This window comes from Clostridium sp. JN-9 (genome assembly GCF_004103695.1).
In the GTDB taxonomy this organism is placed as follows: Bacteria; Bacillota; Clostridia; order Clostridiales; family Clostridiaceae; genus JN-9.
The window spans coordinates 2,257,231-2,269,661 of record NZ_CP035280.1 but is presented as its reverse complement, the minus strand read 5'-3'; the positions used below and the strand labels follow the sequence as shown (position 1 = coordinate 2,269,661).

The 12,431-nt window shown below is 31.5% G+C and carries 15 protein-coding genes, 1 pseudogene and 1 riboswitch; of the genes and pseudogenes, 13 read left to right on the top strand and 3 right to left on the bottom strand.

The window, feature by feature from the left end:
* The first annotated feature begins 52 nt into the window (after positions 1–52).
* From EQM05_RS15800 to EQM05_RS10795, 5 genes are all read left to right on the top strand, one after another.
* Positions 53–196 carry a CPC_1213 family protein gene (locus EQM05_RS15800; protein ID WP_164917267.1) on the top strand — a complete coding sequence of 48 codons (144 nt, stop codon included), beginning with the start codon at positions 53–55 and terminating at the stop codon, positions 194–196.
* A gap of 220 nt (positions 197–416) precedes the next feature.
* Complete coding sequence (gene cbiM, locus EQM05_RS10810) at positions 417–1,391, top strand: cobalt transporter CbiM (protein ID WP_128751101.1); 975 nt, start codon at positions 417–419, stop codon at positions 1,389–1,391.
* A 64-nt stretch (positions 1,392–1,455) separates the two neighbouring features.
* On the top strand, positions 1,456–2,253 hold the full coding sequence (locus EQM05_RS10805; RefSeq protein ID WP_128750047.1) for an energy-coupling factor transporter transmembrane component T: 798 nt from the start codon (positions 1,456–1,458) through the stop codon (positions 2,251–2,253).
* A 5-nt stretch (positions 2,254–2,258) separates the two neighbouring features.
* A complete protein-coding gene (locus EQM05_RS10800; RefSeq protein ID WP_128750046.1) occupies positions 2,259–2,984 on the top strand; it encodes an ABC transporter ATP-binding protein in 726 nt (241 codons plus the stop codon).
* A 39-nt stretch (positions 2,985–3,023) separates the two neighbouring features.
* On the top strand, positions 3,024–4,085 hold the full coding sequence (locus tag EQM05_RS10795) for an LCP family protein (RefSeq protein ID WP_128750045.1): 1,062 nt from the start codon (positions 3,024–3,026) through the stop codon (positions 4,083–4,085).
* A 124-nt stretch (positions 4,086–4,209) separates the two neighbouring features.
* Here EQM05_RS10795 and EQM05_RS16225 read toward each other — a convergent pair whose 3' ends face one another.
* Together EQM05_RS16225 and EQM05_RS10790 are read right to left on the bottom strand one after the other, a co-directional pair.
* Positions 4,210–4,563, bottom strand: a complete 354-nt coding sequence (locus EQM05_RS16225) for a 4Fe-4S dicluster-binding protein (RefSeq protein ID WP_243108051.1) — start codon at positions 4,561–4,563, stop codon at positions 4,210–4,212.
* On the bottom strand, positions 4,490–5,302 hold the full coding sequence (locus EQM05_RS10790; RefSeq protein WP_243108050.1) for a nitronate monooxygenase: 813 nt from the start codon (positions 5,300–5,302) through the stop codon (positions 4,490–4,492). Before EQM05_RS10790 ends, EQM05_RS16225 begins: the two co-directional genes overlap by 74 nt.
* Positions 5,303–5,531: 229 nt before the next feature.
* Here EQM05_RS10790 and EQM05_RS10785 point away from each other — a divergent pair, with 229 nt between their 5' ends.
* From EQM05_RS10785 to EQM05_RS10760, 6 genes and pseudogenes are all read left to right on the top strand, one after another.
* Positions 5,532–6,014: a superoxide dismutase family protein gene (locus tag EQM05_RS10785; protein WP_128751100.1), complete on the top strand. Its 483-nt coding sequence runs from the start codon at positions 5,532–5,534 to the stop codon at positions 6,012–6,014.
* Between the two features lie 269 nt (positions 6,015–6,283).
* Positions 6,284–6,496 carry a hypothetical protein gene (locus tag EQM05_RS10780; protein WP_128750044.1) on the top strand — a complete coding sequence of 71 codons (213 nt, stop codon included), beginning with the start codon at positions 6,284–6,286 and terminating at the stop codon, positions 6,494–6,496.
* A gap of 13 nt (positions 6,497–6,509) precedes the next feature.
* Positions 6,510–7,679 (top strand): DNA polymerase IV, encoded by a 1,170-nt coding sequence (gene dinB / locus EQM05_RS10775; RefSeq protein ID WP_128750043.1) that lies wholly within the window; start codon positions 6,510–6,512, stop codon positions 7,677–7,679.
* A gap of 216 nt (positions 7,680–7,895) precedes the next feature.
* Positions 7,896–9,310, top strand: a pseudogene (locus EQM05_RS10770) (NCS2 family permease).
* A 137-nt stretch (positions 9,311–9,447) separates the two neighbouring features.
* A complete protein-coding gene (locus tag EQM05_RS10765) occupies positions 9,448–10,041 on the top strand; it encodes a YdcF family protein (RefSeq protein ID WP_128750042.1) in 594 nt (197 codons plus the stop codon).
* 66 nt (positions 10,042–10,107) lie between these two features.
* On the top strand, positions 10,108–10,353 hold the full coding sequence (locus EQM05_RS10760) for a hypothetical protein (protein ID WP_128750041.1): 246 nt from the start codon (positions 10,108–10,110) through the stop codon (positions 10,351–10,353).
* Positions 10,354–10,400: 47 nt separating this feature from the next.
* Here the strand turns inward: EQM05_RS10760 and EQM05_RS10755 are convergent, their stop codons facing one another.
* Positions 10,401–10,721, bottom strand: coding sequence for a hypothetical protein (locus EQM05_RS10755; protein WP_128750040.1), 321 nt, complete (start codon positions 10,719–10,721; stop codon positions 10,401–10,403).
* Between the two features lie 212 nt (positions 10,722–10,933).
* Positions 10,934–11,035, top strand: a riboswitch (purine riboswitch).
* A 190-nt stretch (positions 11,036–11,225) separates the two neighbouring features.
* Between EQM05_RS10755 and purE the strand changes: the two genes are divergently transcribed.
* The gene (gene purE / locus EQM05_RS10750; protein ID WP_128750039.1) at positions 11,226–11,705 is read left to right on the top strand and encodes a 5-(carboxyamino)imidazole ribonucleotide mutase; all 480 of its coding nucleotides are present in this window, start codon (positions 11,226–11,228) and stop codon (positions 11,703–11,705) included.
* The gene (purC, locus tag EQM05_RS10745; protein ID WP_128750038.1) at positions 11,706–12,416 is read left to right on the top strand and encodes a phosphoribosylaminoimidazolesuccinocarboxamide synthase; all 711 of its coding nucleotides are present in this window, start codon (positions 11,706–11,708) and stop codon (positions 12,414–12,416) included.
* The last annotated feature ends 15 nt before the right edge of the window (positions 12,417–12,431 follow it).

Sequence of the window (12,431 nt, the reverse complement as noted above, 5' to 3'; positions counted from 1 at the left end):
TTTTAGTAAAAATATTAAATATAGCTTTTTAAAAAAAGAAGGAGGATACATTATGCAGAATAAACTTAAAAATAAACAAAACAATAAAAAGGAAGATGGTAAGTTTAGAAAGAAAAATATTAAGCATAATCCCGCCGCAGAGAGCTCCAGAGCTGTATTTGGAGAGCCTAAAGCACATGAAGATTTTGATGATTAAATTATAAAATATGCTATAATTTATGTATTGATATAAACATCATTTCTGTAATTATTGAAATTTATTTGTAATTATGATATTATTTTTACATAATGGAGTTACGAAAACTTTATTTTAGTATTTTTAGTATATAATTCTTTGTTTATACCACGAAGGTAGAATATTTATTGTTCTGCCTTTTTTTGTTTTTTAGAATAATCCTTAAATGGAAGTGATTAAAATTCATATACCAGACAATTATTTAAGTCCGTCCACCTGTGCCGTTTTAGGGGCGGTAATGATTCCTGTATGGAAAAGAGCCTCATCCAGGGTAAAAAATGAAATAAGCAAAAAGAAGTTGCCTTTACTTGGAATTTGTTCAGCATTCTCATTTTTAATAATGATGTTTAATGTGCCTTTGCCAGGAGGGACAACTGCTCATGCAGTAGGAGCTGTACTGCTGGCAATTTTACTGGGACCCAATGCTGCAGTAATTTCTATTACCATAGCACTTCTTGTTCAGGCACTATTTTTTGGAGATGGCGGTATATTAGCTTTTGGAGCTAATGCATTTAACATGGCTTTTATAATGCCTTATACTGGCTACTTTGTGTATACTCATATAAAAAAATTAATTAGTTCCGAAAAAGGTGAATATATTGCTGCCTTTATTGGAGGTTATATTGGCATTATTGCTTCAGCAGCTTTTGCAGCCATAGAGTTAGGCATTCAGCCATTGTTATTTAAAGATGCTTCAGGTGCTCCATTGTATTGCCCATACCCCATTTCGGTATCCATGCCAGCTATGGTAGTGCCGCATTTGTTAGTTGGGATTTTAGAAGGATTAATAACTGCAGGAGTTTATGCTTATGTGAAAAAAATGTCTCCAGGAAGCATATACAAAAATGAGAAAACTAATAATAAGTCCTTGGCTATTTTGATTGCTTCCCTGGTAATTTTAAGCCCATTAGGGCTCATTGCAGGAGGAACTGCCTGGGGTGAATGGGATACTAAGGAAGTCAGTAATCTAATAGGATTTGTACCTAAGGGTATGAAAAATGGAATACACTTTAAATCACTTATTAAAGGTTACTCAATTAATGGAATCCATGAATTTGCAGCATATATAATTTCTGCTGCACTTGGTGCTGCTATCATAATTATATTTTTTAAACTAATTCAAAAACATAAAAAAGAAACGGAAAATAAAACTTAAAAATGATAAAATGTAACTGTCAGTTTTTATATGTCAGTTATATTTTTTTGGCAGGTGATTAAATATGGGGGAATGGTTGTTTTCTAAAGATAATTATAAACCAAAAAAAGATAGTGATAATTTTATGGACAAAACCATAAATACTATACTTAAAATTTTGTCGAAAATTAAAAGAGAATCTAACTACAGCAAAAGATTTGTGTATAAATTAAATCCATTGTTAAAAGTAATTTTTTCACTGCTTATGATTATTTGCATATCCATAAGCAAAGGATATTTATATACTATTTCTATAATGACTTTTGCACTTGTTTTGCTCAGTTCAATGGATACAGATAATATTATAAAAATATTAAAAATGGCAGTGATAATACCAATCTTTACATTAATAATGCTTATACCATCAATTATTTCAGGAAATTTTAGTAACAGCTTACTTATTGTGATTAAAATTTTCACCACATTGCTCATTGTAAACATATTGTCCATTACAACAAAGTGGAGCCAGATAACTAAAACACTTAAATTATTTTATATACCTGATATTTTTTTATTGATCTTTGATATAACTATTAAATATATATACATATTAGGTGAACTATCCTTGGACATGTTTTATGCATTAAAGCTGAGATCTGTAGGAAAAAATAATCACAAATATATGTCTATATCTAAAATTATGGGAAATCTATTTATTAAATCAAAGGATATGGGAGAAGAAATGTACTCAGCAATGGAATGCAGAGGATTTACAGGAGAATATAAGTCCATTAATAAATTTAAATTTTCATTTTATGATTTGCTTTATTCAGTTGTTAGTGTTTTATTGATTTTATTATATTTTTTAATTGGCAGGATGTGATAACTATGATAGAAATTAGGAATGCAACATTTAGCTATAAGGGCTGTTTAGCACTAAAGGATATTAATCTTACAATAAATGAAGGAGAGTCTGTAGCTTTAATTGGACCAAACGGAAGCGGTAAGTCTACCTTATTAAAACTGATTAATGGAATTTTATTTCCAGATAAGGGGGAATTCTTATTCCAAGGCGAACTTATTAATGAACATTATTTTTCAAATAGTGTAAATTCAAAACTTTTTCATAAAAAAATAGGATTTGTTTTTCAAAATTCAGATGCACAGTTATTTTGTTCAAATGTGTATGAGGAAATTGCCTTTGGACCAAGGCAGATGGGTATGAGTGAAAATGAAGTAAATGAAAGAGTGAAAGATTGTTTAGAACTCTTAAATATTGAACATATAAAACACAGGGAGCCATATCATCTAAGCGGAGGAGAAAAAAGAAAGGCTGCCATAGCTTCAGTACTTGCACTTAATCCGGAAGTATTAGTTTTAGATGAGCCAATGAACGGCATTGATCCCAAAGGAAAAAAATTTTTGAAAGAGTTAATAATAAAATTAAATTTAAGCGGGAAAACTATTATATGTTCAACTCATGATTTTCAATATGTGGAAGGAATGTTTAAAAGGGCAGTGGTGTTTTCCGAAGATCATAAAATTATAAGGGATGATGCTTATTCAAAGGTTTTGGCTGATAAGGCTTTTTTAATGGAGAATAATATTATTTAAATAATAAGTTTTTAAAACTCTTCCAAAGAAGGTGAGCCATTGAAAAATTATACAAATGGGAAGATTAAAAAAATACTATTAGTGATAATTTTAATAATAATAGCAGGTACTGGCGGACTTTATCTATATTTAAGGTCAAATATTTACAGGCCCGCTAAAACAAAACCTAATGCCGAAATCAATCAATCTAATTTAAATTCTGAAATTGAAAAGGAACCAGTATACGAAGAGGTAAAGGGCATAACGAACATTTTATTAATTGGTACAGATGCAAGGCAGCTTAATGAAAATGCAAGGTCGGATTCTATAATGATAGCTACCATTGATTCAAATAAAAAACAAGTAAAGTTGACATCCATATTGAGAGATACCTATGTAGATATTAAAGGTCATGGAAAACAGAAAATCAATGCTGCTTTTGCTTATGGCGGTGCTGAACTGCTGATGAATACATTGAAAAACACATTTAATATAAATCTGGATAAGTATGTAATTATTAACTTTGGCGGATTTGAAGGAGTGGTTGATGCTGTTGGAGGTTTGAATATAGATGTAAAGGATTACGAAGTTAATGAAATGAATAAGTATATTGGAGAAACAGATGCTGTTAAGTCTCCTATGATTACCAAGGCTGGATATCAGCATTTGGATGGACAGCAATCATTATCCTATGCAAGAATAAGACATGTTGGAAATGGGGTTTACGAAAGGGATGAAAGACAGAGAATAGTTGCCACACAGCTCCTGGATAAGCTTAAAACTACCAGTGTGTTTAATTATCCTGCATTAATGTCCAAACTGATGCCGTGTATTAAGACTAATATTGAGCCTGCATTTTTTTTAAGTTATGCGTATACAGTATCCAAATTTAAGCCATTAGATGTTAAACAATTACAAATTCCATTAACTGAGCTAAGTGATGGAAGAATTTATAATGGGAGCTGGGTATTTTTAATGGATAAGAGGCAGAATGCAGATATATTAAATGATTTTATATTTAAATCAGTTATACCTGATAAAAAGAAGCTTAATTATTCATCTTTCAAAAGGGCTATAAATAAATATTTAAATGAAGAGGAAACTATAGAAACTAAAGATTAAAGAATAAAGAACAAAGAATAAATAATGTTGTTTTGCCTTTGGGCAAAACTAAAAAATTGATTTTCTGCCTTAGCAGAAAATCAACAATATTTGATCTTTAATCTTTATTCTTTGTTATTTTGGATTATCCCAGGTTTAAGTGTATTGCTTTAACTGGGCACTTTGTAACGCAAAGCCCGCAGCCATAACAGTCTTCACTTGAAATTTCGGCTTTACTGTCTTTCATATGAATTGCTTTATATGGACATGTTTTAGAGCAAATTTCACATGATGTACATAAATCTTTATTAATAGTTGGAACTATAGTAGAGTTAATGTATTTTCTGGTCTTTATTTTATCTATTGCAAGCCCCTTAATATCGTTAATGCTTGAATAGTTGTGGGCATCCAGCCAGTCATTAACCTCATTTATTATTCTCTGAAATATGGATGGACCTTCTGGACATAGCAGCAGTACATATTTGAACAGCAGATGCACCAGCCATGAACATTTCTATAACATCAGCACCGCAGCTTATACCTCCTGCACCTATAATGGGAACTTTAACTGAATTTGCAATTTCATACACATATCTCATTGCAAGAGGTTTAATTGCCTTTCCTGTAAGCCAGGTATACCCGGAAGAGTTTCCTAAGAAAGGCATACCTGTTTCAATATCTATATTGAGGCAGGGACCCAGAGAGTTAATTACAGAAAAACCGGCAGCACCTTCCTCCACAAGTTTTTTTGCATACCAGCCTGTATTTGGTATACCCGGGGAAAGCTTCATAAATACGGGTTTATTGATTTTATTTGCAGCATTTAAAGCTTGAAGAACATGATTTATATCTTCTCCTGTATAATTTGTAACAAGTTCCACTGCATCAGCAAAAGGCGATATTAAAGGTACTATTTTTTCAATTTCTTCAACTGTGTAGCCTATGCTTATTATCAGTGGCAGTCCAGAGGCTTTACAGCGTGAATATTCACTTTCAACCCAGTATTGTACTGAATGTTCTGACCATAGAGCTGTATTAAGAAGACCTCCTTCTATTTCCTGAATATAAGGTCTTGGAGTACTTGATGCATCAATAGACACTGTTTTAGTAACTAAGGCACCTACACCATTTCTAGCACATTCCAAAATGCAGTCAGCATTTCTTACTATTGGACCAGAGGCAGGCATTATTGGATTTTTTAATTTTAAACCCTTCAAATTTACACTTAAATCAGCCATAAACTCACACCCCCAAACATAATTTTATTTATAATTTTAACACATATTTACCTTTCAATAAAGAAATTAATTTTATTATATATATGCATTTATTGACTTTTTCATGAAATAGTATAATGGAATAACAAAATTATTTTAATAAGCATAGTATATTTTATAATAATTTTTAAAGAGGAAAAAAGTGTATAGTTTTAATTTTTCTAATTACTGCCCATGTTATAGATGTGAAATGTTTCAGACCAGAGTTATGCCAAGTTCTGCATATGCAGACATAAACGGTGGACCTTTAGCACCTAATATAAAAGGAACCGTATATTTTAATGATGTTCCTGGAGGAGTAATGGTTTCGGTAAATGTCACAGGCCTTCCGCCATTTAAAGCAGCTGAGGGAAACAATAAACAGGTGGGGCCATTTGGCTTTCATATTCATCAATCAGGTAACTGCAGTGTAGGAGATCCTAATGAACCATTTAAAGCATCAGGCGCACACTGGAATCCCACAAATCAGCCCCATGGCAATCATGCAGGAGATTTCCCTGTGCTGTTTTCAAACAATGGTATAGCAATGATGAGCTTTTTTACAGATAAATTTAAAAGCTCTGACGTTATTGGAAAATCCGTAATAATTCACGAAAGCCCAGATGACTATACCACCCAGCCTGCTGGAAATTCAGGGAGAAGACTTGCCTGTGGAGTTATAAAAGCATATTGAAGATTATCATCAACATAGTATATAATTAAGAAAAGCTTATACAGTTAAGAGTTATGAGTTATGAGTTAAAAGCTTCTACAGTTAAGAGTTATGAGTTATGAGTTATGAGTTAAAAGTTAAGGATGTTTTGCTTACAGCAAAACTTAAATTAAAGATTTTTGCCAAAGCAAAAATCAACAATTACTCAAAACTCAAAACTCTAAACTTTCAACTGTAGAAGACTTAAAACTCAAAACTGTTAACTTTCAACTGTAGAAAGGGGGAGAGTTTTGGCTACTTTATTTGTAATTTTACTAGTTGGACTTATATTATATGCTGTGTTTTCCATAATAGGCCTGGCAGTTTTACCTTTAGCCGGGGTTGCATTAATACTGGCACTTATACTATCAATATTGGGATTGGTATTTAAAATTGTATTTTCAAAACCAATGCTGATTCTGATTATAATTTTATTTATAATATATACTTTGAAAAATAAATAGAAACGGTGGTTTTATGAGAAGCATATTGCATATGGATTTAAATTGTTTCTTTGCATCTGTTGAAGCCGCAGAAAACACAAAACTTAAAGGAAAACCTATTGCTGTAGCAGGGGATAAGGAAAGCAGAAGAGGAATTGTACTTACTGCATCTTATGAGGCAAGGGCATTTGGGGTAAAGACTACTATGACTGTAATGGAAGCAGAAAGATTGTGCCCAAATCTGATTTTTATTAAGCCCCATTTTAACAAGTATGAGGAATATTCAAATAAGGTAATGAAGATATTAAGAAAAGTAACACCTGAAATTGAAATATTTAGTATAGATGAAGCATGGATGGATATAACTAACTATGTTAAAAATAATTCAGATGCTGTTAAAATTGCTGACGGCATAAGAAGTACAATTGAAAATTCATTAAATATTACAGCAAGTGTAGGAGTTTCTTACTGCAAGGTTATGGCAAAGATGGCATCAGATTTAAAAAAGCCCAATGCTACATCTATTATTATGGAAGATGATATTAAATCAATTATATGGCCTATGAAAATAAGAGAATTATTTGGCGTAGGGAAACAAATGGAAAAGAAATTGAACAACATTGGAATATTTACTATAGGTGATTTAGCATGTGCTCCTTTATCATATATTGAGGCAGCTTTTGGTAAGTGGGGAAGACAGTTATGGCAGTATGCAAACGGCATTGATAATTCCAAAGTTCAAATAAGAAACAGTATTTCTAAAGGTATCGGAAATTCAGTAACTCTTTCCAAAGATATTAAAACAAAAGAACAGGGACTCCTGATAATAAAGGAATTAAGTGAAACTGTAAGCCACAGGCTGCATGAGGAAAGCTGTGAGGGAGACACAATTGAAATTTCCATAAAGTTCAATGATTTTGGGTGTATATCAAGGCAGAAAAAAATGAATTTTTATACTAATAAATCAGAAGAAATTTATGATCAGGCTTCAAAGCTTTTTAAAAGTCATTGGGATGAAAAAACTCCAATAAGACTTTTGGGGGTAAGGGTTACTGGCATTAAACCAATAGGAACATTTAAACAAATAAGTTTATTTGACGAATCAGATAAAAAAAGAAGGCAGATTGATAAGTGTGTAAAGGGCATCAGAGATAAATTCGGTTACAATTCAATAAAAAATGGGTCAAATTTAAAAACACATTAATGCGGAATAAATCTTATACTAAAAAGTAGGTTCCTGATATAATATTCGCAATGGTACGAACATAAAGCACTAAAAGTTTAAAAAAATTTGTAATTATTATTGACTAACTCCACAATATTTGATAACATAATTAACGTAATAAGTGAACTTATTTCCATAAGATTTATAATAATCCCAGAAAATAATTTTTGCTTTTTTATACAAGGAGGGTAACAAATGGAAGAACAAAATCAGGAATCATTTTTAGACTCATTTTTTAAGCTCACAGAAAATAATACAAATGTAAAGACTGAAGTACTTGCAGGAATAACTACATTTATTACTATGGCATATATAATTTTTGTAAATCCTACAATACTAATGCAGGCTGGTATGAACTCAAAGCATTTATTGGGAGATGCTGCAGTTAAAGCAGGTCTGTCTTCAATAAACGATCCTGTAGTAGCATCTGTATTTGCAGCAACATGTATAGCAGCAGCAATTGGAACATTGGTTATGGCACTATATGCTAACCTTCCATTTGCACAGGCACCTGGAATGGGATTAAATGCATTTTTCACTTATAGTGTATGTTTAACACTGGGATACACTTGGCAGCAGGCCTTAGCAGCAGTATTCGTATCAGGTGTATTATTTATAATAATTACTGTAACATCAATTAGAGAAAAAATCGTTGATGCACTTCCGCATAATTTGAAATTAGCAATCTCAGGCGGTATTGGTTTGTTTATAGCTTTAATAGGATTAAAGAGCGGCGGAATAATAGTATCAAGTTCAGAAACATTAGTTACATTTGGAAAATTGACAAACCTTCATGCTATATTGACATTAATAGGTATTGTAATCACTGCAGTGCTAATGGCAAGAGGAGTGAAAGCTTCTATTTTACTGGGAATTATTGCAACCACCATAATTGGTATTCCTTTAGGCTTAACTCATTTAGCTGGGGTAAAAATAATAAGTCCACCTCCTTCTTTAGCACCAACATTTTGGCATTAGACTTTAAAGGATTATTAGGAACTGGAAAAGGTGGAGCATTAGGTGCTTTTACCTCAATAATAATGGTTATAATAACATTCAGCTTAGTTGATTTGTTCGATACCATTGGAACATTGGTTGGAACAGCTCAAAAAGCAAACATGGTTGATAAAGACGGAAGAGTTAAAAATATGCATAAAGCATTACTAAGTGATGCTTTGGCAACAACAGTAGGATCATTATTAGGAACAAGTACAGTTGTAACATATGTTGAATCAACATCAGGTATTTCTCAAGGTGGAAGAACAGGACTAACATCATTAACTACAGGAATAATGTTCATATTATCACTATTCTTTGTAGGACTTGTAGGTATAGTTCCTGCAGAAGCAACAGCTCCAGCATTAATAATTGTTGGCGTACTAATGATGGGTGCAGTAACCAAAATTGACTTTGAAGATTTTACTGAAGCTTTACCAGCATTCTTTACAATAGCAATTATGCCTTTCAGCTACAGTATCGCAAACGGAATAGCTGCTGGAATAATATTTTATCCAATAATGAAGATTGTAACAGGCAAATCAAAGGAAGTTCACCCAATAGTATATGTATTAGCGGCATTGTTCATATTAAGATTTGCTATATTACCATAACTGAAACCAAAGATAGTTAAAATACCCTGGGGATTAATTCTTCAGGGTATTTTTGTAATCTTTTATGAACTATTTCATTCTTATTTCGTATATAATATATTTATACCATATATTATTTTGTGAAAGGAAATGCAGCAATGAAAAAGTTATTTAAAATTGCTTTGGGAATAATTTTAATAATAATATTTATAATTATTATTACTTCAATAAGTATTTATAATTTTGGATGGAATGCAAAACCTGTAAAATCAGATACAGCTATAATATTAGGGTGCCAGGTATATGGAAGTGAGCCAAGTCCATTTTTGAAGTGGAGGTGTGATGAGGGATTAAGACTTTATAAAGATGGTATTGTCAGTAAAATAATTGTTTCAGGAGGAAAAGGGCAGGGAGAAAATATATCTGAAGCCCAGGCTATGAAGGTATATCTCGTAAGCAAAGGTATGGATGAGTCAGATATTATAATAGAAGATAAATCAGCATCTACTGCAGCTAATTTGATTAATTCCAATAAAATTATGAAACAATATAATTTGAAAACAGCTGTTATTGTTTCAAACAAATATCATTTAAAAAGGGCATCACTTATAGCAAAGTCCTTAGGTATTAATGCATCCTATTCAGGAGTATTTGTTACACCATATAAAAACCATGAATATTATGGATTTATAAGGGAAATACCTGCACTTATGAAATATTATATTGTAAAAGTTTATTCACTTGTAAAATAATAAGAGGAAAAGTTCAGAATATATAGAATATATAGATATAACTATAATATATTTGGAGGGGTTAAAGTGGATAAATTGTATTTTTGTACTGATTGTAAAAGAATATTAAAGGATTCAGATCAGTGTGAATATTGTAATAGCAGTTCTATTAAGGAACTAAATGTTGGAGTACCTGTTAATGTTATTGGAACAAAACTTAAGGGGAAAGTTTTGAAAATTAAGTCTGGGAATGTAAAACTATTAATTAAGGATGAAAATAAAGATACTTATATAAAAGAATATGAGGCAGAAAAATTAAGAAAGGTTATTTAACAAATGTAATTTTAATTAAGGAGCGTTATTTAATAATGCTCCTTAATTTATTTATGTTTTTCATTAAAATCATGTAAAGCCTTAAACAATTCCTGCTGGGCCGAAATTTGTGACTGCAGTGACCACACATTTGAACCATAATTAAAGCTGTCATTTAGTATACTTTCAAAATTGCCTTTCCAGTCTTCATTTAATTTATCTAAAAATTCTTTCTGAGCATCATCAGACATTTTATAGAAGAAATCTTTAATTTCAATATTGAAGTTTTCTAAATTTGAATGAATTTCTTCAGTTCTCTTTTTCAAGTTATTTCTGGAAAAGAATATAGCAAAGGCAAAAATTACTATAAAAACAATTACAATCTCCATATTACCCTCCCCATTAGTACTGTAGTTTTATTATACATTATGTTAATATGAAGTTCCAGTTTATATAACAAATGCAATAAAGTTCGTCATGGTACGAAAATTATAAAGATAATATTAATTATAGATTAATAAAATACGAACAATATATTTAAATAATGGGTAAATGTATTGTACTTTTAAATATCTTATGTTAATATAAAGACAAGATATCAATAACAATTGAATAAAAGATTCATATAATCCTGATAATATGGTTTGGGAGTCTCTACAAGAAAACCTTAAATTTTCTGCCTATGGAATAAGACTATGCTTCAATTATTTAGTATATCTTTCGCGCGGAATGCTGCGAAGCTGCAAAGAGAGCGCGTATATAGAAATACTTTAATTGAAGCTTAGTAAGTCTATGTATGCTTACATAGCATTCATTTATGCCTAAATTTAGGGTAACTTTTGTCATCAGATTCCAAGCGGGATTTGATGATTTTTTATTTTGGGAGGTAAAAAATGAAGGTTGCAATAATTTTTGGCAGTAAATCAGACACTGAAAAAATGAGAGGGGCAGCTGCGGCATTAAAAGAATTTGGAATTGAGTACAAGGCATTAATCCTTTCAGCCCACAGAGTTCCTGAAAAATTAACTCAGGTTGTTCATGAACTTGAGAAAGAGGATTATCAATGCATAATAGCTGGTGCTGGACTTGCCGCTCACCTGCCAGGGGTAATAGCATCCCAGACAACTATTCCAGTGATTGGAGTACCAATTAATGGTGCACTAGAGGGAATGGATGCACTTCTATCAATAGTTCAAATGCCAAAATCTATTCCAGTTGCCACTGTTGGTATAAACAATAGTTATAATGCAGGAATGCTGGCAGTAGAAATACTGGCTTTAAAATATCCGGATATTAGAGAAAAACTCATAAAGTTCAGAGTGGAAATGAAAGAGAAATTTATTAGGGAAAACCAAGAAGGAGTGGAATTATAAATGGAAAAGAGAGAAATGTTATACGAAGGAAAAGCCAAGAAGGTATATGCAACTGATGATAAGGGTAAAGTAATAATTTATTACAAAGATGATGCAACTGCATTTAATGGAGAAAAGAAAGGACAGATAGAGGATAAGGGAGTACTTAATAATTCAATAACATCTATGATATTTCAGCTTTTAGAAAAAGACGGAATTAAAACTCACTTTGAAAAGAAGCTAAGTGAAAGAGAACAGCTATGCAAAAAGGTTTCAATTGTCCCACTTGAAGTAATAGTAAGAAATGTAGCTGCCGGAAGTATGGCTAAAAGATATGGAATAAAAGAAGGAACTGAATTAAAAACTACAGTGTTTGAATTCAGCTATAAAAATGATGAACTTGGGGATCCTCTCATCAATGATTATCATGCTGTAGCCATGGGACTTGCTACCTTTGATGAATTAAAAGAAATAAATCAAATGGCTGCTAAAATCAATAATATTTTGAAAGAGTTCTTTTTAAAGCAGAACATTAAATTAATAGATTTTAAATTGGAATTTGGAAGATATAATGGGGAAATAATATTAGCAGATGAGATATCACCAGATACATGCAGGTTCTGGGATTCAAACACAAATGAAAAGCTTGACAAGGATAGATTCAGAAGGGATTTAGGAAATGTTAAAGAGGCTTATATGGAGATTTTCAAAAGGATAAGCAGTGAAAAATAATAATGGGAATTAGGA

Bases quoted from the DNA above. Each gene is read 5' to 3' on its own strand.
- EQM05_RS15800 (WP_164917267.1), top strand. From the start codon at position 53: ATGCAGAATAAACTTAAAAATAAACAAAACAATAAAAAGGAAGATGGT.
- EQM05_RS10805 (WP_128750047.1), top strand. From the start codon at position 1,456: ATGGGGGAATGGTTGTTTTCTAAAGATAATTATAAACCAAAAAAAGAT.
- EQM05_RS10800 (WP_128750046.1), top strand. From the start codon at position 2,259: ATGATAGAAATTAGGAATGCAACATTTAGCTATAAGGGCTGTTTAGCA.
- EQM05_RS10790 (WP_243108050.1), bottom strand. From the start codon at position 5,302: ATGGCTGATTTAAGTGTAAATTTGAAGGGTTTAAAATTAAAAAATCCA.
- EQM05_RS10785 (WP_128751100.1), top strand. From the start codon at position 5,532: ATGTTTCAGACCAGAGTTATGCCAAGTTCTGCATATGCAGACATAAAC.
- dinB (WP_128750043.1), top strand. From the start codon at position 6,510: ATGAGAAGCATATTGCATATGGATTTAAATTGTTTCTTTGCATCTGTT.
- EQM05_RS10765 (WP_128750042.1), top strand. From the start codon at position 9,448: ATGAAAAAGTTATTTAAAATTGCTTTGGGAATAATTTTAATAATAATA.
- EQM05_RS10755 (WP_128750040.1), bottom strand. From the start codon at position 10,721: ATGGAGATTGTAATTGTTTTTATAGTAATTTTTGCCTTTGCTATATTC.
- purE (WP_128750039.1), top strand. From the start codon at position 11,226: ATGAAGGTTGCAATAATTTTTGGCAGTAAATCAGACACTGAAAAAATG.
- purC (WP_128750038.1), top strand. From the start codon at position 11,706: ATGGAAAAGAGAGAAATGTTATACGAAGGAAAAGCCAAGAAGGTATAT.